We start from the raw sequence: 25,166 nt of genomic DNA, 5'->3' as shown, positions 1-25,166 counted from the left end.
GGTTTACCGCAGGGGTTGTTCACATCGTGTCTGCATCGATCGCGCTCGCGCGCACGCCCGGCGCGGTTTCAGGTTTCTGAACGACATTGGCGGGGCGCTGCGACGCCGCGCGGCCGTTGCCGGGCGCCTGCGCCGCATCCGCCTCGTCCTCCGGCGGCGGCGCGGGCGCGGGCGACGGCCTGAGCTTGGCGAGCGCGCCGTCGGGCTGCAGCACGTGGGCGTAGGCGCCGATCGAAATCAGCTCGCCCCAGCCCGGAATGGCGTCGCCGACGTGGTAGCGCTCGCCGTCGGCCGTCTCCACGTACGGTGAATCGCCGCGCACGATCGACACCACGTGCGCCTGCGCCGGCGCCGCGTCGCGCGCATCCGCGCTGGCGTCGGCGGCGGCGTCGAGGTTGACCGGCTCGACCATGTTGACGCCGGTCTCGACCATCGCCCGCGAGCGGATGAAGTCGCGCACCGCGCTTTCGTCGCCGCCGAAGTGGCCGCTGACGCGGACGTTGTTGCTGCCCAGGTATTCGGCCTGCACCGGGAATCCGCCGGTGCGCATGACCTCGGCGACGTCGACCGCGAGGTCCTCGCCGCTGCGCAGCGACACGCTCGCCGGCAGCGACTCGCCTTCCAGCTGCGCGCGCAGCTTGTCGCGGACCCCGCGGTTGTCGACCGTGCCCGACAGCACCGCGTGGCCGTCGACGTTGCGGGTGATCTTCACGTCGCTGACGCGATGCTCGCGCGCCAGCTCGCGCAGGCGCTGTTCGACATCGACCGGCGGCGGCTTGGCCGGCATCCACGCCGCGAAGATCGCCAGCGCGGCCAGCGCCAGCACGGCGATGCCCGCGATCAGCGGCAGCCGGCTCGCGAACGCCGGCTTCGGCCGGCGCGGCGGCGCGTCGTCGCCGGGTTCGGGCGCGAGCGCGAGCCACTCGGTGGCATCGCTGCGCCCGAACGCAATCGCGGCGTGGCCGAGGCCAATGCGCTGCACCTGCGCGACCTCGACCGGATCGCCCGGGTGCAGGGTGCGCCCGGGCAGTTCCACCGGCGCGTCCAGCGCGCGCAGATGGAAGCGTCCGTCGACGACGTTGAGCAGCGCGTGGTGCGCGGCCACGCCGAGGTCGGCGAGCACCACGTCGCAGTCGTCGCCGCTGCCGATGAGCACCATTTCGCGGCGCGACAGCGGGCGGCTGGCGCCGGCGTGCAGGCCGGCGACGATGCGCAGGACCGCGGCGTCGGCGTCAGGGGGATGTTTGTCTGGTTCGGGGGAAGACGACATCGGGCTTGGCTCCAGCGGGCGGGGGATCCCACGGGACGGGTTTCAGGGTCGGCGGGCGGCGCGGATCAGGCATTGATCTGCCCCGCCTGCACGATGCGCAGGTCCGGCGCGAGTTCCTGGTAGGACAGCACCGGCAGTTCGAAGAAATCCACTTCCATCAGCTTGCGCAGGTGGCGGCGGACGTCGAGCGAGCACAGCAGCACCGGGCGCACGCCCGGCGCCTGCCGGCCCAGGTGCGCGCGCACCTCGTTGCCGAGCCGCGCGGCGAGCTCGGGTGAGATCGCCAGCTGGCTGGCGCCGCCGGCCACGCGCACCGACTGGCGCAGCTTGTCCTCGAGTTCGGGATGGATCAGCAGCACGTGCAGGTTGCGCTCGGCGTCGGACCAGCGCTCGGCGATCTCGCGCTTGAGCGCCACGCGCACGTACTCGGTCAGCAGCACCACGTCCTTCTCGCGGCTGCCGACGTCGGTGATCGCCTCGAACGCGTCGCGCAGGTTGCGCACCGGCACGCCCTCCTCGGCGAGGCGCCGCAGCACGTCGGCCACGCGCTGCGGCGCGACCACGCGCAGCATCTCCTTCACCAGGTCCGGGTAGTCGCGCTGCATCTTGCCGAACAGGTTCGAGGTTTCCTGGATGCCGAGGAAGCTGCCGAGCCGGCGCCGCAGCGCGGCGTCGACGTGCAGCGCCATCACGTCGAGCGGCGCCAGCGCGCCCTCGGCGGCGACGCCTTCGCTCCACTGCCCCGACAGCGGCGGGAAGAAGCCCGGCTGCGGCGCGGCGCCGGGCAGCTGGGGCACGAACGCACCCGAGCGTGGCAGGCGCCCGGACGCGACCCGCGCGCCGTGCGCGCTGAGCCGGTACTCGCCCTCGGGCAGCGAGGCCGCGATCCGCACCACCGGCGCCGGCAGCGGCACGCCGAATTCATCACGCACCTGCCGGGTGACCGCGGCCATGCGCGCGCGCGGCGGCTCCTGGCCGAGCGCGACCGCCAGCGTCGGCGACAGCTCCAGCAGCAGCGGCGGCGGCGGCGCGAAATCGTCGGTCTCCTCCGGTGCCTGCGCGGCGGCGACTTCCTCGTCGCTGACCTTGAACAGCTTGCGCAGGGTTTCGAACTGGTGGCGGTAGCGGAACGCGCTGTAGCCCAGCAGCCCCAGCCCGAGCACCAGGAACACCGGCCACGGGAAGCCCGGCACCAGGGTCATCAGCAGCGCCAGCAGGCCGGTGATCAGCGCCACCCGCGGCTGCGCGCCGACCTGGCGGCTGATCGCGTCGCCCAGGTGGCGGTCCTCGATCTCGCCCGCGGTGCGCGTCACCACCAGGCCCGCGGCCATCGTCGCCAGGATCGCGGGGATCTGCGACACCAGGCCGTCGCCGATGGTGAGGATGCTGTAGGTGTGGGTCGCCTGCGCCAGCGACATGTCCTTCTGCAGCACGCCGATCGCCAGGCCGCCGAGCAGGTTGACCAGGATGATGACGATGCCGCAGATCGCGTCGCCCTTGACGAACTTCATCGCGCCGTCGAGCGAGCCGTGCAGTTGGCTCTCGGTCTCGAGCAGGCGGCGCTTGCGGCGCGCCTCGTCCTTGTCGATCAGGCCCGAGCGCAGGTCGGAGTCGATCGACAGCTGCTTGCCCGGCATCGCGTCTAGGGTGAAGCGCGCGGCGACCTCGGCCACGCGCTCGGCGCCCTTGGCGATCACGATGAACTGGACCACGGTGATGATCAGGAACACCACCAGGCCGACCACGAGGTTGTTGCCCGCGACCAGGGTGCCGAAGGTCTCGACGATGTGGCCGCCCTCGGCGTGCAGCAGGATCGACTTGGTGATCGCGATCGAGATCGCCAGCCGGAACAGCGTGGTCAGCAGCAGCACGCTGGGGAAGCTGGAGAACGCAACCGGGTTGGGGATGTAGATGCCCAGCAGCAGCAGGCCGAAGCCGATCGAGATGTTGATCGCGACCAGGGTGTCCAGCGCCACCAGCGGCAGCGGCAGGATCATCACGCTGATGATCAGCACCGCGCCGAAGGCCAGCACCACGTCGCTGTAGCCCAGCCGCTTGCGCGGCGCCGCGCCTTCCGGGGCCGCGAACAGGGAGGTCAGCCAGCTGCGTACGTTCGTCGTCATCCGTGGCTCGTGGGGGAAAGGAACCGCATTGCGCTCGACATGCCCGGCTCGCGTCTCGATCTGTGCGGGCCGTCACGTGATTCCGGGCCCGGAGATCGATCTGCCGCGCATCGCCAAGGAGCGAACATATATCGACGCGATGTTATGCGTGCGTCAACGCGTGGTTTCATTCCGTTACATCACCACAATGTGACCGCTCCCACACCGCGCATCACGGTCGTTTAACCTTGCCTCGCTGTAATAGCGCCATCAGGCCACCGTTGTCCTGCGCTTGCGCGGGTGCGTCGAGCGGCCCGAGGTCGTCGCTGTCGAGCGTGGAGATGAGCGTCACCGCGCCGGCGCCGACACCGATGGCGAACGCGCGGCCGGCGCGCGAACGCACCACCACGATGCGCTCGCGCGGACCCACCGGCAGCACCTGGACCACGGACAGCGGCGCATCCGGGCCAGCGAGGCCGAAGCGCCGCCGCAGCAGACGCAACAGGACGAGCAGGCAGACGATGATGAAGGCCAGGGGCAACAGGATCGCCAGCAGTTCCCAGACGTACGACGGGCCTGTCGCCGCCGTCGCGGCGGGCGCGGCGGGCGCGGCGCCGGTGGCCGCCGCGGACGCGGGCAGCAGCACGGACAAGGGCAGGGACGATAGCAGGGCGTGGCGTTGGCTCGGCATCATCGGGGGTCTTCGCACGGCACGTGGGGACGACGCGCGCGGCGTCGCGGGCGACTACCGTAGCAGGCCGGCGGCGCGCGACAAGCGGCCCGCGGCCCGCGGGCGCGTCGCGGGCAAGGGATCGACCGCGTGACGTCGCCGTCCGCCGCCCGCCGCCGGAGCGCCGCGGACGCGGCCTCGACGACGCTCGGCGCGATCCTCGACGCCATTCCCTTCGCCTGCGCCGCCTTCTCGCGCGCCAACGGCGCGCTGGTCGCGGGCAACGATCGCTTCGACGAAGCATTTTCCGCACTGCCCGGCTATCGCGATCGCGCGCAGCTGTTGTCCGCGCTCGGCGTGGCCGGCGACGACGATGGCGCCGAGGCCAAGGCGCCGCACAGCGGCCACTGGTACGCGCTGCACTGGCGCACGCTGGCACTGGACAAGGGCGAATTCGACCTGCTGACAGCGGTCGACATCAGCGAGCGCCTCGAAGCGCTGGACACGCACAAGCACCAGCAGGAGAAGCTGCTGTTCACCTCGCGGCTGATGTCGGTCGGCGAGATGGCCGCCACCCTCGCGCACGAGATGAACCAGCCGCTGGCCGCGATCGTGAACTACCTCAACGGCAGCCTGCGCCTGGTCGGCCAGGCCGGCGGGCCGGCGCAGGTCGAACGCGCGCTCGTCGCCGCGCGCACCCAGGCCGAGCACGCCAGCGCGGTGATCGCGCGCGTGCGCGAATTCGTGCGCGCGCGCGAGCCGCGGCGCGACGCGCACGACGTCGCCGTCATCGCCGGCACCGTGCTCGAACTGCTGCGGCTGGAGGCCGAGCGCCAGCAGTTGCGCATCGACCTCGCCCTGGCCGGCACCCTGCCCGCGGTCTACGCCGACCGGGTGATGGTCGAGCAGGTGCTGCTGAACCTGGTGAAGAACGCGATCGAGGCGATGCGCGAAGTGCCGTCGGCGCAGCGCGAACTGCGCATCGAGGGCCGCGTCAACCTCGACGACGAGGTCGAGGTGCGCGTGCTCGACCGCGGCGGCGGCCTGAGCGCGGCCGACAGCGAGCAGCTGTTCTCGCCGTTCTTCACCACCAAGAGCGACGGTCTCGGCATCGGCCTCGCCATCTGCCGTTCGATCATCGAATACCATGAAGGACGATTGTTCTTCGAACCCAGGCCCGGCGGCGGCAGCGTGTTCGCGTTCACGCTGCCGAAGGCGGAAGGGAGGATCTAGGGAATGGCATCCGCACGCGTCGTCTACCTGGTCGACGACAACGACGGCTTCCGCGAATCGACCGCGTGGCTGCTGGAGACGGCGGGCTTCGAGCCGCGCCCGTACGCCTCGGGCGCCGCCTTCCTGGCCGCCTACGACGGCGAACGCCACGGCGCGCACGAGGAATGCCTGGTCTCGGACATCCGCATGCCGCAGATGAGCGGGCTGCAGCTGCAGGAAGAACTGATCCGCCGCGGCATCCGCCTGCCGCTGGTGTTCGTCACCGCACACGGCGACGTGCCGCTGGCGGTCGAGGCGATGCGCAAGGGCGCGGCCAACTTCCTCGAGAAGCCCTTCACCGACGAGGCGCTGACCCACGCCATCGAGGCCGCGATCGCCAGCCGGCGCGAGCATGCGCCGGTGCGCAACGAGGCGCTGGGCAAACTGAGCCCGCGCGAGCGCCAGGTGCTCGACCTCGTCGTCGCCAGCAAGCCCAACAAGATCATCGCCGACATCCTCGGCATCAGCATCAAGACCGTGGAACTGCACCGGGCGAACATGATGTCGAAACTGGGCGTGCGTTCGCTGCCCGAACTGATGAAGGTGGCGCTCGGACATGGCTGATCCCGCGAAGCAGAAACCCGCGCGCAAGTCGCCTGCGCGCGCCGCGCCGCGCAAGGCCGCGACGCCTCCGCCGGTACGCGAGGCGCATCCGCTGCGCGGGCGGGTGCCGATGCTGTCGACGACGCAGGCCGCGGCCCTGCGCGGCTTCTTCTCCGCGTCGCAGGGCTGGACCCTGCGCGACAACGGCCTGCTGCAGTTCATGCCCGGCAAGCCCGCGCCCGCCGCGCAGACCTTCGAACTCGAGGCCGAGGGCAGCCGCGTCGGCCTGAGCCTGCAGGCCGCGCCGCAGGCCGGCGGCCCGCACTGGAGCGACTATCAGGGCCGCTCGCGCGTGCTCGCCTGGAGCCTCGCGCACGAGGCGCAGCTGATGCGGCTGAGCGAGGCGTTCGGCGTCGTGCTCACGCCGCTGGCGGAACCGGGCGAGGCGCCGGCGGACGCGGACGCGCAGCTGTGGCTGGATTTCATCGTCGACGAGGAGCCGGCCGAGGGCAGCGCGTCGCGCATGCCGTCGCTGCAGGGCGCATTGCGCGTGCCCGCGACATGGACCGAACGCCTGCTCGAACGCGCCGACCCGCCCTACGACGATGCGCCGCAGCCGCTGGGCCGCTGGCGCGATCTCGGCGTGCCCGTTTCGCTGCAGTGGCGCATCGCGCCGCTGCCGTTCGCCGAGTTCTCGTCGCTGCAGCCGGGCGACGTGCTCGTCGCCGGCCGCCGCAGCCAGCCGCCGCAGGCCGAAGCGGTGGCCGGCCGCCTCGCCTGGCCGCTGGCACCCGTCGCCGGCGGCTGGCAGGTCGGTGGCGCGCCGAGACATCTTCAGACCGTTGTGCAGGAGCCCTCCCCCATGAACGACAACACCCGCGACGCCGATGATGCCGGTGGCGCAGCCTCCCCCGCCGATGCCGACGCGCTGGCGCGCCAGCTGCCGGTCGAGATCAGCTTCGAACTCGGCCGCAGCGAGCTGCGCGTGGGCGAGCTGTCGTCGCTGCAGCCGGGCTACGTGTTCCCGCTGGCCGCGCCGCTGGAAGGGGCGAACGTGACGATCCGCGCCAACGGCCAGGCCGTGGGCCAGGGCGAGGTGGTCGCCGTGGGCGACACCCTCGGCGTGCGCCTGCTGTGGTGGAACTGAGCGGCGCCCGGGCGTGGTGTCCCGAAAGAAACCTTCCATCGTCATCCCCGCGAAAGCGGGGATCCATGGACTTTGCTTTCAATGGGCTGACGTCCATGGATTCCCGCTTGCGCGGGAATGACGAAGCCAAGAGCTTTTGAGAGACCGGCCAGGAGCGTCCATGGATCTGAGCAGCTACTCCCCCGCCCTCGTCCTCGTCGTCATCGTCGCGCTGGCGCTGGCGCCGTTCGTCGCGGTCATGGTGACCTCGTTCACCAAGATCGTGGTCGTGCTCAGCCTGCTGCGCAACGCACTGGGGCTGCAGCAGGTGCCGCCGAACGTGGTCATCAACGGCCTGGCGATCGTGCTGTCGATCTACGTGATGTACCCGGTGATCCTCGACACCTACGACGCGGTCACCGCGCACCAGCAGGGCAAGCCGGTGCCTGCCTCGGTGCAGGCGCAGGTGGATGCGCGCGAACGCGCGCAGGCCGCGCGCGCGCGGGTGCAGGCCGAGCGCGCCGCCGAACGCGCGCAGGCGCAGCAGGCGCAGGCCGCCGGCGCGGGCGCGCCACCGGCCACGGACGACCCGCCGCCCGCCAGCCCCGCCGCCGCGGACGCGCTGCAGGCCGAGGCGGAAGCCCGGGTCGCGCGCAGCGACGACGCCGCCTCCGGACCCGGACCGCTGTTCGGCAACGTCGTCACCGGCGACGCGCCCGCGGACACAGGCGCGCCGTCCGCCGGCGAAACGGCGGCGGTCATCGTTGCGCCGGCGCCGGCATCGTCGCGGCCGGCGGCCGGCGGCAGCGACGGCGCGCAGCTGCTGGCGATGTTCGAGGCCGGCAAGGAACCGCTGCGCACCTTCCTGATCCAGCACTCGCACGACGCCGAGCGCGGCTTCTTCCTGCGCAGCGCACAGAGCCTGCTGCCGCCCGAGCGCCGCGACTCGCTGACGGTCGACGACTTCATCGTGGTGATCCCGGCGTTCACCGTGAGCGAGCTCACCGCCGCGTTCCAGATCGGCTTCCTGATCTTCCTGCCGTTCCTGATCATCGACCTGGTGGTGGCCAACATCCTGCTGGCGCTGGGCATGATGATGATGTCGCCGACCACGGTGTCGCTGCCGTTCAAGCTGCTGCTGTTCGTGCTGATCGACGGCTGGGCGAAGCTGGTGCACGGGCTGGTGCTGACCTATACGGCATAGGGATTTTCTGCCTTGATCGTTTACCGAAATTCCAACGGACGACGCGCTTCATCCCCGTCATCCCAAGCCCCGTCATCCCGGCGAAAGCCGGGATCCATGTTGCCTTTGTCTTCAAGGCTTCCGCAGGGCACGGGCAACGGCAAGATGGATTCCGGCTTTCGCCGGAATGACGACACTCGGGCATTGGGGGTCTACGGAATCGAGGCGAGGAACAACGCGGGCCGGAGCAACGGAGGCGACCGTGGGTGAAGTCCTCGAACTGACCAAGCAGGCCCTGTGGCTGGTGCTGATCCTGTCCGGCCCGCCGATCGCGGCGGCGGCGATCGTCGGCCTGGTCGTCGCGTTCCTGCAGGCCGCGACCCAGATCCAGGAGCAGACCTTCGCCTACGCGCTGAAGTTCGTCGCGATCGTGCTGGCGCTGTTCGTCACCGGCGCGCTGATCGGCGGCACGCTGTACACGTATTCGAACCGGATCTTCCTCGAGTTCCCCGGACTTATCCGCCGCTGATGGAAATCTTCGCCTCGGCCGAGACCGCGCTGCTGGCGCTGGGACTGACGCTGCCGCGGATCGTCGGCGCCTTCATCATGCTGCCGCTGATCAGCCCGCAGAACATGCCGGCGATGGTGCGCAACAGCTTCCTGGTCAGCCTGGCGATCGTGGCGCTGCCGATCGTGGTCACCACCGCGCCGCCGGGCACGATGAGCACGCTTTCGTGGCCGGCGCTGGTGGTGAAGGAGCTGTTCATCGGCATCGCCATCGGCTTCTGCTTCGGCATCGTGTTCTGGGCGATCGCCGCGGCCGGCAACGTCATCGACACCCAGGTCGGCATGAGCATGGCCACGATCTTCGACCCGATCCAGGGCCACCAGACCTCGTTGCACAGCGAGTTCCTGTCGCAGTTCGCGGCCTGGGTGTTCATGGCCAGCGGCGCCTTCCTGATCTTCCTCGACCTGCTGATGGGCAGCTACGCGATCTGGCCGCCGACCTCGTTCTTCCCGGACCTGCCGAGTTCGGGCATGAACCTGTTCGTCGGCCACTTCAGCTATTTCATGACCACGATGCTGGTGCTGGCCGCGCCGGTGATGGTGATCCTGCTGATCGTCGACCTCTCCTTCGGCCTGGTGAACCGCTACGCGCCGCAGCTCAACGTGTTCGCGCTGACGCTGCCGCTCAAGGCCTGGGCGGCGACCGGGATCATCCTGCTGCTGCTCGGGGTCTACGTCGAGGTGCTGGTGCGGCGGCTGCATGACAGCGAGGGGCTGGTGGAGCTGCTGCGGAGGACCTTCGGTGGCTGAGGGGACGCGCAGGCGGTTTCCGGCCCTCGCCGCGGCGGCGGCGATCGCGCTGGCCGGCGCCACGATTGCCGCCGACGCGGCGGTGCCGGTCGACAAGGTCTACGAAGGCGTGGTGTCGGCGCGGGTCGTGCCGCCGAAGGGCTCCGGGGTCCGCGCGACCTCACGCCACGGCTCGGCCACGGCGGTGCTCGAATCCACCGGCAAGGACGCGGCGCAGCTGATCCTCGACGGCCGCCTGGAGCGCGACGGCGACGCCAGCTTCCTCGCCCCGCTCACGCGTTCGGGTGACGGCTGGCAGGGACGTTCGGACGACTTCGAACTGGCGATCCTCGGCGACGGTCGCGTGCGCGGCGAAGGCCGCTTCGGCGGGCAGCCGATGCGCTTCGACGGCACCTGGCAGGGCAACGACCTACGCCTGCTCGTGGAGATCGAGACCCCCGGGGACACGACCGGCGGCTTTCCCGCAGGCACCCGCTTCCAGTTCCAGTACCGGCTGCGCCATGTCCCCGAACGCCCCGAATCCGCCGCCGGCGAACCCGGCGAAGGCGGCTGCCGCGAGGTCGTCTACCGTCTCAAGCTCACGCCCAACCTGTTCGGCGGCACGATGAACATGGTGAGCGTGCCGGAATGCGTGAACTGATCCCCGCGGGGCTGAAACGGCGGCCCGGGCGCCGTCATCCCGACGTGCGCAACGCCCCGGCGCGGCGCACGACCTGCGGCGGAACGGTTTCCTCCGGCGTGGCGAAAATGCGCGCGCGGCGCAGCCAGTCGCCCGGGGCCCGGGCCGAGGTCAGCGCGACCAGCGGGATCGACAGCACCAGGCCGGCGATCACCGGCGACATCCACGCCGCCAGCCCCGGCGACACCAGATACGCGACGATCCCGGCGCCGACGCCGAACAGCGTCAGCCCGCCGTAGCGCGCCAGCAGCGCCGACAGCGGCAGCGAACCGTCGTCGCGGCGCTGCGCGTCCCAGCCCGAATCCCGGCCGGCCAGCACCTCGGCCACGCCGCGCGACTGCAGATACATCGTGATCGGCGCCATCAGCGCGGCGAGCACCGTCTCCAGCAGCAGGCCGGCGGTCATGCGCAGCGCGCCGCCGCAGGCGCGGCGCGTCCCGCGATCGAGCACGGTGGCGACGAAACCCAGGATCTTGGGCATGAACAGCAGCGCCATGGTCAGCGCGAACACCCACAGGAACCGCTCGGGATCGGCGGCGCGCCAATAGGCGAACGGCGAGTAGCCGCCGCCCTCGCCGTCGATGCCCGCGGCCTGCAGCGGAATCGACAGGCCGACCAGCATCAGCATCGCCCACATCGGCGCGGTGAAGTAGTGGCCGATGCCGACGAGCAGGTGCATGCGGCTGATCCAGTGCAGGCCGCGCGCCGGCAGCACCAGCGAATGCTGCAGGTTGCCCTGGCACCAGCGGCGGTCGCGCACCAGCATGTCGGTCAGCGACGGCGGGCCGTCCTCGTAGCTGCCGCCGAGCCCCGGCTCCATGTGCAGCGCCCAGCCGCCGCGCCGCATCAGCGCGGCCTCGACGAAATCGTGGCTGAGCACGGTGCCGCCGAACGGCTCCTTGCCGCGCAGTTCCGGCAGGCCCGCGCACTGCGCGAACGCGCGCGTGCGGATCATCGCGTTGTGGCCCCAGTAGTTGCTCTCGGCGCCGTGCCACCACGCCACGCCGTGCGCGATCACCGGCCCGTAGACGCGGCCGGAGAACTGCTGCATGCGCGCGAACACGGTGCCGCCGTTGACCACCACCGGCAGGGTCTGGATCAAGGCGACGTCGTCGTTACGCTCCATCGCGCCGGCCAGGCGCACGATGGTGTCGCCGCTCATCAGGCTGTCGGCGTCGAGGATCAGCATCTGCGCGAACGCGCCGCCGAAGCGGCGCACCCAGCCGGCGACGTTGCCGGCCTTGCGCTCGGCGTTGTCGCGGCGACGCCGGTAGTACAAGCCGATGCCGTCGCCGAGGCGTTCGCGCAGGGCGAGGAAGGCGCGCTCCTCGGCCCGGGCGATGTCGTCCTTGCGCGTGTCGCTGAGGATGAAGCAGTCGAAGTACGCGCCCTGCCCGGTGGCGACCACCGATTCGAGGATCGCCTGCACGCCGGCGAAGGTGCGCTGCGGATCCTCGTTGTAGACCGGCACCAGCAGCGCGGTGCGCGTGGACAGCGTCGGCAGCGGGCCATCGGCCGACAGCCCCAGCCGCAGCACCGGACGTCCGACGACGCGCGCGAAGCCGGCCAGCGCGCCCATGAACGAGAACGCGATCCAGGCGAACAGCAGCACGAACAGCGCCAGCAGCACGCCTTCGAGCACGGCGATGCCGTCGCCGCGCATCAGCCACCACATCTGGTAGGCGGCGAGCAGGGTCAGCCCCGCCGTGCCGCCGAACACGAAGGAGCGGCGCCAGCCGATCGACCGCGGCGTGCTCGGCAGGCGCGGATGGGCGAGCGTGCCGGCGCGCAGGTCCTGCACCGGCATCTCCAGCGGCGCTTCCGGCGGCAGCCAGGGCTCGGCGGCGTCTCCGGGAGGAACGACCGCGGCGGCGGGCGCACTCATGCCGGCCACCGCGACAGCCAGGTTTCCGACAGCGGTTCGCCGGAGGCGTCGAGCAGGCGCGCGCGCAACTCGACCAGCGCCGCGTCGCCGGGCCAGAGTTCGAAGCTCATGCGCCAGCGGCCGTTGCCGAGGCGGTAGGCGACGGGATTGCGCAGTTCGCCGGCGCTGGCCGATGCCTCGACCCGCGGCGCGGCGTCGGCCGGCAGCGCGGCCAGTCGCCCGCCGTCGAGGTCGATGACGAACAGGCGCGGACGCGGCCCTTCGCCATCACCCTCGCCGCTGCGGGTGGCGACGACGTGCGCCAGCTGCGGCAGCCAGACTTGGTCACGGCACCAGTGCAGGCGATAGCGGAAGCGGTGTTCGCGCCCGGCCGCGAGCGGCGCCTCAGGGCGCCAGAACGCGACGATGTTGTCGCCGAACTCGTTTTCGGTCGGCAGTTCGACCAGGTGGACCTCGCCCGCGCCCCAGTCGCCCTGCGGCTCGACCCAGGCGCTCGGGCGCTTTTCGTACGCGCCTTCGGCGTCCTGGAAATCGGCGAAGTCGCGCTTGCGCTGCATCAGGCCGAAGCCGCGCGGATGCGTGTCCTGGAAGCCGCTCTGCTCGATCTGCGCGGGATTGCGCAGCGGCCGCCAGACCTGCTCGCCCTTGCCGTTGAGCAGCGAAAGGCCGTCGGAGTCGTGCACCGCGGGGCGGAAGTCGTCGACGCCGGCGCGATCTCCCGCGTCGAACTCGAACATGCTGGTCAGCGGCGCGATGCCGGCGTTGCGCAGCTCGACGCGCGGGTACAGGCGCGCGTCGACATCGACCAGGGTCTCCTCGCCGTCCGGCGTGATCGCGAACCGGTAGGCGCCGGCGACGCTCGGGCCGTCGAGCAGCGCGTGCACGATCACGGCGTCGCTGCCGCGCGCCGGACGCTGCAGCCAGAACGCGCGGAACAGCGGGAACTCCTCCGGCCCCGGATCGCCGCTGCCCAGCGCCAGCCCGCGCGCGGACAGGCCATAGGCCAGTCCCTTCGCCACCGCGCGGAAATAGCTCGCGCCGAGGAACACGATCAGTTCGTCGAAATGGTCGGCGCTGTTGACCGGCGCGTGCAGGCGCAGGCCGGCGTAGCCGAGCGCCGGATCGTCCGGCGGCGGGGTCTGCGGGCCGAAGTCGAACAGCTCGCGCCGGTAGGGCAGCGGCGTGGCGCGGCCGTCCTCGACCAGGTGCAACTCGATCCGCTCCTTGAAGATGAAGCCGCGATGGAACAGCTGCGCCTGGAACGGCGCGCCCGCCTCGCGCCACAGCGCCTGGTCGGGGCGGAAGCGGTAGTCGCGGAACTGGTCGTAGTCGATGGTGTCGAGCGGCGGCGGCAGCTCGCGCGTGGGCGGCACGTAGGCGCGCGCGGCTAGGGCGCGCGCGAGCGCGGGCACGGTGTCGTCGTCGAACGCGGTTGGCGCGGGCATGGCAGGCGCCGCCAGCGCGGCCCGCCCGGGAACGGCGAACAGCAGCGGCAGCGACGCGCCGGCCGCGAGCAGGTGTCGGCGATGCAAGCAGGCCTCAGGCGGGGGAGAGAAGTCTCCCGCCATTAGACGGGCCGAGGCTTAACCGGGCGTCAAGACCACCCCTCCCGCGGTGTGGTACCGGCATGTCCTTCCGAGCGCAGCGAGGGATCTGGTGTGCTGTCCCGCAAGTTTCTCGACTCGTCATCCCCGCGAAGGCGGGGATCCAGTGTCTTTGCTTTCAACGGCTTAAAGACGCTGGATTCCCGCCTTCGCGGGAATGACGAATGAAGGTTTCTTGCGGGACACCACGCTGGCCCCGTGTCGCGCGGCCAGGATCCCTCGCTGCGCTCGGGATGACAAGGTCAGCCGGATGCCGCGGCAGCGGCGGCACCGGCCATCCCGGAATGCCGCAGCAGCGCGTCGATCCGCGGCGCGCGGCCGCGGAAGGCGCGGAAGTTCTCCGCGGCGCTGCGGCTGCCGCCGCGCGCCAGCACCTCGTGGCGGAAGCGCGCGCCGGTCTCGGCGACTTTCCCCGGCGCTTCCTCGAACGCGGCATACGCATCCGCGCTCAGCACCTCGGCCCACTTGTAGCTGTAGTAGCCGGCCGCGTAGCCGCCGGCGAAGATGTGGCTGAACTGGTGCTGGAATCGATTCCACGCCGGCGGCAGGTTCACCGCCACCTCCGCGCGCACGCGATCGAGCAGTTGCTGCACGCCATCCTGCGCAGGATCGAAGCCGCAGTGCAGCGCCATGTCGAACAGCGCGAACTCCAGCTGGCGCACGGTGAACATGCCGCTCTGGAAGTTCTTCGCCGCGACCATGCGCTCGAACAGCGCGCGCGGCAGCGGCTCGCCGGTGTCGACGTGGGCGGTCATCGCCTGCACGCGCTGCCACTCCCAGCAGAAGTTCTCCATGAACTGGCTGGGCAGCTCCACCGCGTCCCATTCGACGCCGTTGATGCCGGCCACGCCCAGTTCGCCGACGCGCGTGAGCAGCTGGTGCAGGCCGTGGCCCATTTCGTGGAACAGGGTGGTGACGTCGGAATGGGTGAAGGTCGCCGGCTTGCCGTCGACGCCCTTGCCGAAGTTGCAGACCAGGTAGACGAGCGGCGTCTGCGTGCCGCGCGCGGTGTCGCGGCGGTTGCGGCAGTCGTCCATCCAGGCGCCGCCGCGCTTGCCCTCGCGCGCGTACAGGTCGAGGTAGAACTGGCCGACGAGCTTGCCGTCGCCGTCGACGAGGCGGAAGAAGCGCACGTCCTCGTGCCACGTCGGCGCGGAATCCGGCGCCGCGCGCAGGCCGTAGAGGTCGTGGATCACGTCGAACAGGCCGGCCAGCACCTTCGGCTCGGTGAAGTACTGCTTCACCTCCTGCGCCGAGAAGCTGTAGCGCGCCTGCTTGAGCTTCTCGCTGGCGTAGCCGAGGTCCCAGGCTTCGAGCGCGCCGATGCCGAGGCGTTCCTTCGCGAACGCCTCCAGCTCGGCGCGGTCCTGCCGCGCATGCGGCTTCGCGCGCGCGGCGAGGTCGCGCAGGAAGGCCAGCACCTCGTCCGGCGTGTCGGCCATCTTGGTCGCGAGCGAGTACTGCGCGTAGCTGGCGAAGCCGAGCAGCGCGGCGAGTTCGGCGCGCAGGGCGAGGATGCGGTCGATCAACGCGCTGTTGTCGAGCGCGGGATCGTCGCCGAGTTCGGACGCGCGCACCGCGCTGGCGCGGTACAGCGTGGCGCGCAGTTCGCGGTCGTCGGCGTAGGCCTGCACCGGCAGGTAGACCGGCATCTGCAGGCCGAGCTTCCAGCCGGACTTTCCGTCCTTTTCCGCCGCCACGCGGCAGGCGGCGACGACATCGGCGGGCAGGCCGGCCAGGCGCGATTCGTCCTCGACGTACAGCGCGTACGCATCGGTGGCGTCGAGCACGTTCTGCGAGAACTTCGCCGACAGCGCGGCGAGTTCCTCGCGGATTTCGCCGAAGCGCGCCTTCTCCGCCTCCGGCAGTTCGGCGCCGCCGAGGCGGAAATCGCGCAGCGCGTGCTCGACCACCTTGCGCCGCGCCTCGTCGTAGCCGGCGAACTCCGGCGCGTCGGCCAGCCGGCGGTACTGCGCGAACAGCGCGAGGTTCTGCCCCAGCGCGCTCCAGAAGCGCGTGACCGTCGGCAGCGCCTCGTTGTAGGCCGCGCGCAGTTCGGGCGTGTTGACCACGCCTTCGAGATGCCCGACCTGGTTCCATGCGCGTGCCAGGCGCTCGGTGGCGTCGTCCAGCGGCACCACGAAGCTGTCCCAGGTCACCGGCGACACGGTTTCGGCCGCCTTCACCGCGGCTTCGGCCTCGGCCAGCAGCTGCGCGATGGCGGGTGCGACGTGTTCGGGGCGGATGGCGTCGAAATGCGGGAGCGTGGAGAAATCGAGCAGCGGGTTGGGCGTCATGGCGTCGGCAATCGTCCGGGAATGCAGGGCACGTGGGGCCGCGCCGCCCCAGGATCAAGCATGCCATGGCGCGGGCGCGCCTTGTCGTTTCGACCGAAAAACCTGTCATTTCGACCGAAGGGAGAAATCTTCATTCCGCGTGCGCCGAAAGGGAGATTTCTCCCTTCGGTCGAGATGACAAGCCCTCTGAAATGACAGCCCCCCTGAAATGACAAGCCCCCGGGGTTTCCCCCGAGGCAATCCGCCGCTACGGTGTCCGTCCCGACCGCCCGATCCCGGCAGGAGCGCCCGCATGCCCCGACTGACCGCGAAGGACTTCCACCCCGACCTGCTGGCGCTGTACGACTTCTACGTGCACGGCCGCATCAGCCGCCGCGACTTCCTCGACCGCGCCGCCCGCTACGCCGTCGGCGGCCTCACGGCAGCCACAATCCTCGCCTCGCTCAGCCCCGACTACGCGCTGGCGCAGCAGGTAAAGTTCACCGATCCGGACATCGTCGCCGAATACATCCGCTATCCCTCGCCCAACGGCCACGGCGAGGTGCGCGGCTACCTCGTGCGACCGGCGAAGGCCGAGGGCAAGCTGCCCGGCGTGGTCGTGGTGCACGAGAACCGCGGCCTCAATCCCTACATCGAGGACGTGGCGCGGCGCGTGGCCAAGGCCGGCTTCATCGCGCTGGCGCCGGACGGGCTGAGTTCGGTCGGCGGCTATCCGGGCAACGACGACCGGGGGCGCGAGCTGCAGCGGCAGGTCGATCCGGAGAAGCTGATGAACGACTTCTTCGCCGCGATCGAATTCCTGCTCGAGGACGCGCGCACCACCGGCAAGGTCGGCATCACCGGCTTCTGCTACGGCGGCGGCGTCTCGCACGCGGCCGCGGTCGCCTACCCCGAGCTGGCCGCGGCGGTGCCGTTCTACGGCCGCCAGGCGAAGCCGGAGGACGCGGCGAAGATCAAGGCGCCGCTGCTGATCCACTTCGCCGAGAACGACCCCAACGTCAACGCGACCTGGCCCGAGTACGAAGCGGCGCTGAAGGCGGCGGGCGCACCCTACGAAGCACACGTCTATCCCGGCACGAACCACGGCTTCCACAACGACTCCACCCCGCGCTACGACGAGGCGGCGGCGAAGCTGGCGTGGGAGCGGACGATCGCCTGGTTCGGGCGCCACCTCGCGTAGCCGGATCGCTTCGCCCGGGTCAAGGCGCCGGACGGAAACGTCCAGAAACTGTCATTTCGACCGCAGGGAGAAATCTTCTTCCCGCGCACCGGACGGGAGATTTCTCCCTGTGGTCGAAATGACAACCTCGGGACTTCCAGAAGTTCCCGGATGGGGCGCCTTGCCCCGGCCGCAGTGGCCCGGCCCGGCCGGCCACCGGACCCGCCCCACCGCACGCACGCCCGAAGCGCCGTAAAATGGCCGGTTTCCCCCGCAGTCCAATGGAAGCCGCCCTGCACCGGACGCCCGTCCGCGGCCCGACGTTCATCCGTCTGCTCGCCCGCCTCACCGACGCCGACCTCCCATCCTCCGGCCCCGCGCCGGCGGACCAGCTCGGCCAGTGGATCGACTGGACCCGTGCCGTCGCCCTGTCGCGCGCGCTCGACCACGCGCCGGACACGGATGCGACGCAGCCAGGCGACACCCCCGACGCCGACGCCGACGACGCGGCGGCGTGCGCCCGTGCCCGCGCCCGGCTGGCGACCGCGATCGCCGCCGGCGACGACGCCGGCGACGCCAGCGATTTCGAACCCTTCCGCCGGCACTGCGTGCAGCACCAGCGCGCGATGCAGGCCGCCGCCGGCCGCCTGCGCGGGCAGCTGCGCGACCGGCTCGCCGCGGCCTCGCCCGCGATGGCTCGCCTGGCCGAGGTGGACGCGGCGATGGAGCTGGCGCTGGTCCCGCGCGAGCAGGCCCTGCTCGCGGCCGTGCCGATGATGCTCGGCGCCCGTTTCGAACGCCTGCGCCGCACCGCGGGCGACGGCGCCGACGACCTGCTGCCGCCCGCCGCACCCGGCTGGCGCACCACATTCCGCAACGACATGCGCCACGTGCTGCTCGCCGAGCTGGACCTGCGCTTCCACCCCATCGAAGGCCTGCTTGCGGCGCTTCGCAACCGCTGACCGGACGCCATGCACAAACATCTCCTCCCCCTCGTCGTGTTCCTCACCGGCCTCGCGGTCACGGGCTGGATCGCGGCCGGCTACTTCGGCGCGAACCCGCTGGCGCTGCTGTTCACCCTGCTCATCGGCGCCTGCTACCTCGCCGGCGCGCTGGAGCTGCTGCGCTACCGGCAGGCCACGGCGACGCTGGCGCACGCGGTCGCCGGCCTGTCCGAGCCGCCCGCGAACCTCGAGGCGTGGCTGCAGCCGCTGCATGCATCGCTGCGCAACCCGGTGCGCCTGCGCGTGGAAGGCGAGCGCATCGCCCTGCCCGGCCCGGCGCTGGCGCCCTACCTGGTCGGCCTGCTGGTGCTGCTGGGCATGCTCGGCACCCTGCTGGGCATGATGGCGACCCTGCGCGGCACCGGCATCGCGCTGGAGAGCGCGACCGACCTGCAGGCGATCCGCGCCTCGCTGGCCGCGCCGGTGAAGGGCCTGGGCTTCGCCTTCGGCACCTCGATCGCCGGCGTCGCCACCTCGGCGATGCTCGGCCTGCTCTCGGCGCTGCTGCGGCGCGAGCGGCTGCAGGTCGCGCAGCGGCTCGACGCCGCGATCGCCACCACCCTGCGCGCGCATTCGCAGGCGCACCAGCGCGAGGAAAGCTTCCGCCTGCTGCAGCGCCAGACCGAACTGATGCCGGTCCTGGTCGAGCGCCTGCAGGCGATGATGACCGCGCTCGAACAGCAGGGCGTCGCTGCGGACGCGCGCCAGTCCGCCCACCAGCAGGCCCTGCTCGAACATTCCGAAGCCACGCATGCGCAACTCGCCGCGTCGGTGGCGCAGTCGCTGCAGGATGCCGCCGCGGACAGCGCGCGCAGCGCCGCCGCCGTGCTGCAGCCTGCGGTGGAGGCGACGCTATCCGCCCTCGCGCGCGAGACCGCGACCCTGCACGCCGGCGTCACCGGCGCCGTCGACCGCCAGCTGCAGGCACTGTCGACCGGCTTCGACGCCACCACCGCCACCGTCGCCGACGGCTGGCGGCAGCTGCTCGCCGGGCAGCAGGCGTCGAACCAGGCGCTGGCCCACACGCTGCGCGACACCCTCGACGACTTCAACGACCGCTTCGAGCAGCGCTCGCTGGCGCTGGTGGACGACGTGTCGACGCGCCTGGACGCCAGCGCCGCCGCGCTGGTCGACAACGCCACCCGCGCCCACGCCGGGCTGCAGTCCGCGCTGGCCGCGCAGGACGAACAGCGGCTGGCGGCCTGGGGCGAGGCCCTCGCCGCGATGGGCGCCGCGCTGCGCGAGGACTGGCAGCAGGCCGGCGCGCAGGTCGCCGAACGCCAGCAGGCGATCTGCGACGCGCTCGCGGCGACCGCGCAGGACATCGGCGCGCAGTCGAAGGCGCACGCCGGCGACACCATCGCCGAGATCTCGCGCCTCGTGCAGGCCGCCTCCGAAGCCCCGCGCGCCGCTGCCGAGGTCATCGCCGAGCTGCGCGGCAAGCTGTCCGACAGCATGGTCCGCGACACCGCCATGCTCGAGGAGCGCAACGCGCTCATGGCGACGCTGGAAACCCTGCTGGCCGGCGTCACCCACGCCTCGACCGAGCAGCGCGCGGCGATCGACGCGCTCGTCGCCACCTCGGCCGAACTGATGGAACGCGCCGGCGCGCAGTTCAACGAACGCATCGCCACCGAAGCCGGCAGGCTCGACGTGGCCGCCGCCCAGGTCACCGCCAGCGCGGTCGACGTCGCCAGCCTCGGCGACGCCTTCGCCGCGGCCGTCGACCTGTTCGGCCAGTCCAACCAGGCGCTGGCCGCGCGCCTGCAGCAGGTCGAGGACGCGCTCGGCAAATCGCTCGCGCGCAGCGACGAGCAGCTCGCCTACTACGTCGCCCAGGCGCGCGAGGTGATCGACCTGAGCCTGCTCACGCAGAAGCAGGTGATCGAGGACCTGCAGCGCCTGTCGGCGAACAACGCCGGCGGCGAAGCCGAGGCCGAGGCCGCATGAGCGTCGACATCCACGGCGGGATCGACGGCGACGGCGAATCGACCGCGCCGGTCTGGACCGCGTTCGGCGACCTGATGTCGGTGCTGCTGGGCGCCTTCGCGCTGATCCTGGTCGCGGTGATCGGCGTGCAGCTGCAGCTGTCGAGCCGGCTCGAGGACGAGATGCGCCAGCGCGCGGCCGAAGCGCAGCGCCTGCAGACGCTCGAACAGGCGCTGGCCGGGCCGCTGGCCGCCGGCCGCGTCACCCTCGTCGACGGCCGCATCGGCATCCGCGGCAGCGTGCTGTTCGCGCTCAACTCCGCGCAGCTGCAGCCCGAGGGCGGGGAACTGCTGCGCAGCCTCGCCGGCCCGCTCGCCGGCTACCTCGCCGCGCGCGACGAACTGCTGATGGTCAGCGGCTTCACCGACGACCGCCAGGTACGACGCACCGGCAGTGCGCTGTTCGAGGACAACTGGGAGCTGTCGGCGCAGCGCGCGCTCACCGTGACCCGCGCGCTGGTCGCCGAGGGCGTTCCGGCCGATTCTGTGTTCGCCGCCGCGTTCGGCGCGCAGCAGCCGGTGGCGCCGAACGACGACGCAGACGGTCGCGCGCGCAACCGCCGCGTTGAGATGGCGCCCGTGCCCCGGCAGCGCGCCGCCGCACAGGTGGGCGATGGACGGTAGCCGCGCGGGGCGCGACGCACCCGCCGACTGGCGCGCGGCGGGCACCGACGGCGTCGATCCGCTGCGCTTCCACCGCATCGACGCGCTGCAGCGGCGCGCGGACGGTCTTGTCGGCGAAGCGCGGCGCGCAGTCGACGCGAAGCTGGCGGCGCTGGTCGAGGAGTACACGCGCGGACTGGCGCAGGCCGAAGGCGCGCGCCGCGACGATCCACTCGGTGCGCCCGTGCGCGGCGCGCTCGGCGAACTGGCCGACCTGCTCGACCGCGGGACGCCCGCTGTCGCACGTCCGGGCACCGCGGACGACGCATCGCAAGCCGCCGCCGCGGACGCGGACGCAGCAGCGACGAATGATGACGGCGCGCACCACGCAGACCGCTCGATGCACCGCGACCTCGACGCCGTGCAGGACTTCCGCCGCATCTGGTCGGACGTACGCCTGCGCAGCCAGCTGCGGCAATCGCTGCAACCGGCGCCGGCAGGCGCCGGCCCACTCAACTCCGCCAGCCTCGTGCATCGCGCGCTCGGCCTGATGCAGGCGACCTCGCCGGGCTACCTGCGCCACTTCATGGCCTACGTCGATGCGCTGTCGTGCCTGGAGCAACTGGGCGCGGGCACGGTCGAGGCCGAAACGGCAATGGCCACCACCAGACGCGGCGCCCGCACGCGGGCACGCAAGCGCCGGTCTTAGGGGAAACAAGGATCCAGTCCGCTAAGGCGGCTTCGCTGGCGCGTTTTCCTCCCGATCCTCTACAACGTGTAGCGCCGTCATCCCAGCGAAAGCTGGGATCCATTTTGCTTCATTGTCGGTATTTCCAGAGAAGACCAACGGCAAAGTCAAAATGGATTCCGGCTTTCGCCGGAATGACGGACAGAAGCAATCCGTAGGTCGGGGCTACGCCCCCGACGCCCGCCCACCGGCAGCCAGCCCCCGCGTCTCCCTTGACGCCACCGGCGACGCCGCCGCGCGCGGCACCTGCCCGCGCGCGGCCGAATGCCAACCGCGATGGCGGATGTCCAGCCACAGGCTGTACGCGGCGGTGAAGGTCGGCAGCAGGTTCTGCAGGACGCCCACGGCATCCTGCTTCGCCGAGAAAAGGAAGTACGCCAGCGTCATCGCGCTGCCGGCCAGGCTCATGTACCAGAACAGGCGCGGGATGACCGGCTTGCGCTGCCGGCGCGACGCCAGCGCCTGCACCAGCCAGCGGGCGCCGAACAGCGAAGCGCCGGTCAGCCCGATCAGTTTCCAGGGCGACAGATGCACGCCGGTCCACGCCAGCCAGCCGATGGGGTCGTTCATGAAGTCCATGGGACACGCTCACTCAGGTTTCGTTGATCGCTGGAAAATCGCGCCGGGCGCCCGGCCAGCATTCGCGCGCCCTATCCCCGCAGCACCAGCAGCCACACCAGCAGCGCCGCAAGCAGGCCGACGAACACCGCCGCCGAGCCCATGTCCTTGGCGCGCCCGGCGAGTTCGTGATGCTCGGGGCCGTAGCGTTCGATCACGGCCTCGATCGATGAATTGAGCAGTTCCAGCGCCAGCACCAGCATCACGCTGGCGACCAGGGCCGCGCGCTCGATTCCGCTGCGGTCCAGGCACAGGGCGACCGGCACCAGCACGGCGGCGAGCAACAGCTCCAGCCGGAACGAGGATTCGTGCAGCCATGCCGCGCGCAGTCCCTGCAGCGACCAGACCGTCGCCTTCCAGATCTTTCGCGGCCCGCGCGGCAGGTGTCCGTAGTCACCCGGCATGGCGGCTCCGGATCCGTCGGGTGCGGGCAAGGGAATGGGGAATGTGCATGCGCAGGCTCAACGTGGAATGGCCGAAACGACCGGGGCCGCATCCCGTGCGGATGGCGCGACGGCCGTGCCCCGCGCGCGACCGGGCATCCCCGGCGCAGGTTTCTGGCAGGCGGCGAACAGGTCGTGGTTCGGGTCGTAGACGGCGGTCTCGACCTGCATCAGGCCGAGCACCGACGGGAACAGGTTGTCGTGGTCGGTTCGCTGCCCGGCGCGCCCGGCCAGGCACTTCAGGTCGAGCCCGCGGCTGCGGGAAAACCCCGGCGAGAACCACATCACCATCGGCACGTGCGTCTGCTCGCGCGGCGCGATGGCATGGGGAACGCCGTGCAGGTACAGCCCCTTCTCGCCGAGCGATTCGCCGTGGTCGGACAGGTAGATCATCGCCGTGTCGTAGTCGGGCAGCGCGCGCAGCTCGTCGATCGCGCGGACGAGGACATGGTCCGTGTACAGCAGCGAATTGTCGTAGGTGTTGACGATCTGCTCGCGCGTGCACCTGCCCAGGTCGGCGGTGTCGCAGGTCGGCGTGAAGCGCCTGAAGCCGGCCGGATAGCGCTGGAAATAGCTCGGCCCGTGGCTGCCCAGCTGGTGCAGCACCACCACGCGGTCGCCGGGCCGGCCGCGCACCCGCGCTGGCAGGTCGCGGAGCAGGATCTCGTCCATGCAGCGACCGCTGCCGCACAGCGCGGGATCCTTCGCATCGCCCAGCCGTTCCTGCTCCAGTCCATCGCACACGCCCTTGCACCCGGACTGGTTGTCGCGCCAAGCCGTGGCGATGCCGGCGTACTCGAGCACATGCAGCAGCGATTGATGCGAGCGGATCTTCTTCGCGTCGTAGTCGCGCCGGCCGAAGGGGGAGAACATGCACGGCACCGAGACCTCGGTACTGGTGCCGCAGGCCTGCACGTCGCTGAAGTTGATCACGCCATCGGTCTGCGCCAGCCCCGGCGTGGTCTGCCGCGGGTAGCCGTTCAATCCCCAGTTCTGCGCACGCGCGGTCTCGCCCAGCACGATCAGCAGCAGGCGCGGGCGGCCGCCCGGCGCGCGCACGGCGGCGACCGCGTCCTGTCCGACCGGCGCCTTCGGGATGTTCCGGATCGGCGGATCGGACTTCAGGCTCTGCCGCAGCGAGACGAGGTAGTTGACCGGCGTGGCGAGGTAGCGCACCTCGCGGTGGTTGCGCATCAGCGACGAGACGTCCTGGAACGAGAGCATCGCGCCCAGCGCGCCGACGATCGCCACGCCGGCGAGGAAGCCGGCCCGCACCAGCAGCGCCCGTCCGGGCCTGCGCCTGCGCAGTCGCAGCCGCCACAGCATCGCGATCGGCAGGACAGCGTGGAGCAGCAGCGGGACCAGCAGCGCCGAGGTCATCAGTTCGCCCGATTCCTTGAGGTCGGTCTGCAGGACGTTGCGCACCATGTCCGCGTCCAGGTAAACGCCGTAGCTGTTCATGTAGTGCGTCGCCAGCGCGGTGGTCGCCAGCAGGACCGTCAGCACCGCCTTGGCGTTCCAGCGCCACAGGAACACGCCGAGCAGCAGCGCGTGCACGGCGACGAGCAGCACCAGCAGCGACAGCGCGAACCCGAGGCTGCCGGGATTCGAGGCCAGCGCGCTGCGCCAGAACATCCGGTTGCAGGCCAGGGCGAAGAACAGGCTGGTGGCCAGCACCAGCGCCTCGATCGAGATCTCCGGCCGCCAGCTCCAGTCGATCTCGCGCTGGCGGATACCCTGCACCAGGCGGACGGGAAGCGTGCTCATGCGGGCACTCCGCGCCCGCGCATCGGGACACGTCCATCGGCATCGCGCCGGAACGGCAGGTACAGTAGCAGCGCCGTCGCCCAGCACAGGGCCGCCGTCCAGATGTCATGGGACAGGAAATGCGCGCCGCGCAGCTGCTGGGTGAAACCGAACAGCAGCCCGAGCCCCACCCCGACCGCCAGCCCGGCCCAGCGCCAGCGCGGGGCGACGCTGGCGAAAAAGAAGTACAGCGCCATCCAGGCATAGCCGGCGCTCGCGTGGCCCGCGGGAAAACAGGCGCCGCGCCCGAGCCCGACCGGGCGCAGGGCGAACAGGTCGATCAGGGGCCTGTCGCCTCCGTAGCGCACGAGGTCCCAGGGACAGTCCATGTTCGTCCAGGACTTGACCCAGGCCACCAGCAAGGTCGACAGCAGGACCGCGACGAGCAGGCTGGCCAATGGCCTGCGCAGGAATCGCCAGTCCGGCAGGACATGCGTTGCCACCCACGCCAGCACCACCAGCAGCCAGGCCGCGGCGCTGAGGTTGCGGCCCGCCACGTGGATCAGCCGGTCGGCCACGAAGCCGTTGCGCAGCGGCCAGGACTGCCCGCCCCAGGCATAGATGCGATCGGCCAGCCATTGGTCGCCATGCCCGAGCGTCGCCACCGCAAGGAGCAGGAGGAAGCCCGCCAGCGGCAGCCACAGATGCCGGAGGGCGAATCCGCGGCCATGCCGGAGTTCGTCGCGGGGAACCTGTCCGAACACACCGGCCGGGTCGGGCACGGCGGGTTTGTCGGTATGCTGCACCATCGTCATGGAACGGGGGCGGCGATGCGCCGCGTTGAAAAGGTGCGGCGATGGTGTGAGCTGCGGCGTCGGAGAGAAGTAGGAGCCGGATTGACAATCGGTT

21 protein-coding genes and 1 pseudogene are annotated in these 25,166 nt (G+C 71.2%); 12 read left to right on the top strand and 10 right to left on the bottom strand.

Annotated features, from left to right (window positions below; translation table 11 throughout):
• Window positions 1–19 precede the first annotated feature (19 nt).
• The 3 genes from FQY83_RS15555 to FQY83_RS15545 all read right to left on the bottom strand — a co-directional run bounded on the left by FQY83_RS15555 (window position 20) and on the right by FQY83_RS15545 (window position 4,066).
• A complete protein-coding gene (locus FQY83_RS15555; protein ID WP_146388898.1) occupies window positions 20–1,270 on the bottom strand; it encodes an FHA domain-containing protein in 1,251 nt (416 codons plus the stop codon).
• Between the two features lie 65 nt (window positions 1,271–1,335).
• Entirely contained in the window at window positions 1,336–3,393 is a 2,058-nt protein-coding gene (locus tag FQY83_RS15550) for an FHIPEP family type III secretion protein (protein ID WP_146388897.1), read from the bottom strand.
• A gap of 211 nt (window positions 3,394–3,604) precedes the next feature.
• Window positions 3,605–4,066, bottom strand: a complete 462-nt coding sequence (locus tag FQY83_RS15545) for a flagellar biosynthetic protein FliO (RefSeq protein WP_146388896.1) — start codon at window positions 4,064–4,066, stop codon at window positions 3,605–3,607.
• Window positions 4,067–4,192: 126 nt separating this feature from the next.
• Here FQY83_RS15545 and FQY83_RS15540 point away from each other — a divergent pair, with 126 nt between their 5' ends.
• The 7 genes from FQY83_RS15540 (at window position 4,193) to FQY83_RS15505 (ending at window position 10,123) form a co-directional block, all read left to right on the top strand.
• Complete coding sequence (locus tag FQY83_RS15540) at window positions 4,193–5,275, top strand: sensor histidine kinase (protein WP_146388895.1); 1,083 nt, start codon at window positions 4,193–4,195, stop codon at window positions 5,273–5,275.
• Window positions 5,276–5,278: 3 nt separating this feature from the next.
• Window positions 5,279–5,878 (top strand): response regulator transcription factor, encoded by a 600-nt coding sequence (locus FQY83_RS17840; protein ID WP_146388894.1) that lies wholly within the window; start codon window positions 5,279–5,281, stop codon window positions 5,876–5,878.
• Window positions 5,871–7,004 (top strand): type III secretion system cytoplasmic ring protein SctQ, encoded by a 1,134-nt coding sequence (gene sctQ, locus FQY83_RS15530; RefSeq protein WP_146388893.1) that lies wholly within the window; start codon window positions 5,871–5,873, stop codon window positions 7,002–7,004. Before FQY83_RS17840 ends, sctQ begins: the two co-directional genes overlap by 8 nt.
• Window positions 7,005–7,164: 160 nt before the next feature.
• Window positions 7,165–8,187, top strand: a complete 1,023-nt coding sequence (locus FQY83_RS17925; protein WP_272952467.1) for an EscR/YscR/HrcR family type III secretion system export apparatus protein — start codon at window positions 7,165–7,167, stop codon at window positions 8,185–8,187.
• Between the two features lie 241 nt (window positions 8,188–8,428).
• Window positions 8,429–8,695: a type III secretion system export apparatus subunit SctS gene (sctS, locus tag FQY83_RS15515; protein WP_238333523.1), complete on the top strand. Its 267-nt coding sequence runs from the start codon at window positions 8,429–8,431 to the stop codon at window positions 8,693–8,695.
• Entirely contained in the window at window positions 8,695–9,483 is a 789-nt protein-coding gene (gene sctT / locus FQY83_RS15510) for a type III secretion system export apparatus subunit SctT (protein ID WP_146388891.1), read from the top strand. The genes sctS and sctT overlap by 1 nt, the downstream gene beginning before the upstream one ends.
• A complete protein-coding gene (locus FQY83_RS15505) occupies window positions 9,476–10,123 on the top strand; it encodes a hypothetical protein (protein WP_146388890.1) in 648 nt (215 codons plus the stop codon). Before sctT ends, FQY83_RS15505 begins: the two co-directional genes overlap by 8 nt.
• A 34-nt stretch (window positions 10,124–10,157) precedes the next feature.
• Here the strand turns inward: FQY83_RS15505 and mdoH are convergent, their stop codons facing one another.
• The 3 genes from mdoH to FQY83_RS15490 form a co-directional block, all read right to left on the bottom strand.
• A complete protein-coding gene (gene mdoH, locus FQY83_RS15500; RefSeq protein ID WP_146388889.1) occupies window positions 10,158–12,047 on the bottom strand; it encodes a glucans biosynthesis glucosyltransferase MdoH in 1,890 nt (629 codons plus the stop codon).
• Window positions 12,044–13,579, bottom strand: coding sequence for an OpgD/OpgG family glucan biosynthesis protein (locus FQY83_RS15495; protein ID WP_146388888.1), 1,536 nt, complete (start codon window positions 13,577–13,579; stop codon window positions 12,044–12,046). The genes mdoH and FQY83_RS15495 overlap by 4 nt, the downstream gene beginning before the upstream one ends.
• 314 nt (window positions 13,580–13,893) lie before the next feature.
• A complete protein-coding gene (locus FQY83_RS15490; protein ID WP_146388887.1) occupies window positions 13,894–15,948 on the bottom strand; it encodes a M3 family metallopeptidase in 2,055 nt (684 codons plus the stop codon).
• Between the two features lie 292 nt (window positions 15,949–16,240).
• Here FQY83_RS15490 and yghX point away from each other — a divergent pair, with 292 nt between their 5' ends.
• The 5 genes from yghX (at window position 16,241) to FQY83_RS15465 (ending at window position 21,411) form a co-directional block, all read left to right on the top strand.
• Window positions 16,241–17,128 carry a YghX family hydrolase gene (gene yghX, locus FQY83_RS15485; protein WP_146388886.1) on the top strand — a complete coding sequence of 296 codons (888 nt, stop codon included), beginning with the start codon at window positions 16,241–16,243 and terminating at the stop codon, window positions 17,126–17,128.
• A 260-nt stretch (window positions 17,129–17,388) separates the two neighbouring features.
• Entirely contained in the window at window positions 17,389–18,069 is a 681-nt protein-coding gene (locus FQY83_RS15480) for a DUF3348 domain-containing protein (protein ID WP_146388885.1), read from the top strand.
• 9 nt (window positions 18,070–18,078) lie between these two features.
• A complete protein-coding gene (locus FQY83_RS15475; protein ID WP_146388884.1) occupies window positions 18,079–20,061 on the top strand; it encodes a DUF802 domain-containing protein in 1,983 nt (660 codons plus the stop codon).
• Window positions 20,058–20,723, top strand: coding sequence for an OmpA family protein (locus tag FQY83_RS15470; protein ID WP_425478669.1), 666 nt, complete (start codon window positions 20,058–20,060; stop codon window positions 20,721–20,723). The genes FQY83_RS15475 and FQY83_RS15470 overlap by 4 nt, the downstream gene beginning before the upstream one ends.
• Entirely contained in the window at window positions 20,713–21,411 is a 699-nt protein-coding gene (locus FQY83_RS15465) for a DUF2894 domain-containing protein (RefSeq protein ID WP_146388883.1), read from the top strand. Before FQY83_RS15470 ends, FQY83_RS15465 begins: the two co-directional genes overlap by 11 nt.
• 306 nt (window positions 21,412–21,717) lie before the next feature.
• On the opposite strand, the pseudogene FQY83_RS15460 reads toward FQY83_RS15465, so the two are convergent.
• The 4 genes and pseudogenes from FQY83_RS15460 to FQY83_RS15445 form a co-directional block, all read right to left on the bottom strand.
• Window positions 21,718–22,029 (bottom strand): annotated as a pseudogene (locus FQY83_RS15460) (lipid-A-disaccharide synthase N-terminal domain-containing protein); the annotation flags it as partial.
• 71 nt (window positions 22,030–22,100) lie between these two features.
• Entirely contained in the window at window positions 22,101–22,472 is a 372-nt protein-coding gene (locus tag FQY83_RS15455; RefSeq protein WP_146388881.1) for a diacylglycerol kinase, read from the bottom strand.
• 57 nt (window positions 22,473–22,529) lie between these two features.
• Window positions 22,530–24,278, bottom strand: coding sequence for a phosphoethanolamine transferase (locus tag FQY83_RS15450; protein ID WP_146388880.1), 1,749 nt, complete (start codon window positions 24,276–24,278; stop codon window positions 22,530–22,532).
• Window positions 24,275–25,072 (bottom strand): phosphatase PAP2 family protein, encoded by a 798-nt coding sequence (locus FQY83_RS15445; RefSeq protein ID WP_146388879.1) that lies wholly within the window; start codon window positions 25,070–25,072, stop codon window positions 24,275–24,277. The genes FQY83_RS15450 and FQY83_RS15445 overlap by 4 nt, the downstream gene beginning before the upstream one ends.
• Window positions 25,073–25,166: the final 94 nt, after the last annotated feature.

The organism is Luteimonas marina, assembly GCF_007859325.1.
Classification (GTDB): domain Bacteria; phylum Pseudomonadota; class Gammaproteobacteria; order Xanthomonadales; family Xanthomonadaceae; genus Luteimonas; species Luteimonas marina.
This window is presented reverse-complemented; position numbering and strand designations above follow the sequence as displayed.

Bases quoted from the DNA above. Each gene is read 5' to 3' on its own strand.
- FQY83_RS15470 (WP_425478669.1), top strand. From the start codon at position 20,058: ATGAGCGTCGACATCCACGGCGGGATCGACGGCGACGGCGAATCGACC.
- FQY83_RS15490 (WP_146388887.1), bottom strand. From the start codon at position 15,948: ATGACGCCCAACCCGCTGCTCGATTTCTCCACGCTCCCGCATTTCGAC.
- FQY83_RS15545 (WP_146388896.1), bottom strand. From the start codon at position 4,066: ATGATGCCGAGCCAACGCCACGCCCTGCTATCGTCCCTGCCCTTGTCC.
- FQY83_RS15555 (WP_146388898.1), bottom strand. From the start codon at position 1,270: ATGTCGTCTTCCCCCGAACCAGACAAACATCCCCCTGACGCCGACGCC.
- sctQ (WP_146388893.1), top strand. From the start codon at position 5,871: ATGGCTGATCCCGCGAAGCAGAAACCCGCGCGCAAGTCGCCTGCGCGC.
- FQY83_RS15475 (WP_146388884.1), top strand. From the start codon at position 18,079: ATGCACAAACATCTCCTCCCCCTCGTCGTGTTCCTCACCGGCCTCGCG.
- FQY83_RS15480 (WP_146388885.1), top strand. From the start codon at position 17,389: ATGGAAGCCGCCCTGCACCGGACGCCCGTCCGCGGCCCGACGTTCATC.
- FQY83_RS17925 (WP_272952467.1), top strand. From the start codon at position 7,165: ATGGATCTGAGCAGCTACTCCCCCGCCCTCGTCCTCGTCGTCATCGTC.
- FQY83_RS17840 (WP_146388894.1), top strand. From the start codon at position 5,279: ATGGCATCCGCACGCGTCGTCTACCTGGTCGACGACAACGACGGCTTC.
- FQY83_RS15450 (WP_146388880.1), bottom strand. From the start codon at position 24,278: ATGAGCACGCTTCCCGTCCGCCTGGTGCAGGGTATCCGCCAGCGCGAG.
- sctT (WP_146388891.1), top strand. From the start codon at position 8,695: ATGGAAATCTTCGCCTCGGCCGAGACCGCGCTGCTGGCGCTGGGACTG.
- FQY83_RS15465 (WP_146388883.1), top strand. From the start codon at position 20,713: ATGGACGGTAGCCGCGCGGGGCGCGACGCACCCGCCGACTGGCGCGCG.
- FQY83_RS15455 (WP_146388881.1), bottom strand. From the start codon at position 22,472: ATGCCGGGTGACTACGGACACCTGCCGCGCGGGCCGCGAAAGATCTGG.
- mdoH (WP_146388889.1), bottom strand. From the start codon at position 12,047: ATGAGTGCGCCCGCCGCCGCGGTCGTTCCTCCCGGAGACGCCGCCGAG.
- FQY83_RS15445 (WP_146388879.1), bottom strand. From the start codon at position 25,072: ATGACGATGGTGCAGCATACCGACAAACCCGCCGTGCCCGACCCGGCC.
- FQY83_RS15550 (WP_146388897.1), bottom strand. From the start codon at position 3,393: ATGACGACGAACGTACGCAGCTGGCTGACCTCCCTGTTCGCGGCCCCG.
- yghX (WP_146388886.1), top strand. From the start codon at position 16,241: ATGCCCCGACTGACCGCGAAGGACTTCCACCCCGACCTGCTGGCGCTG.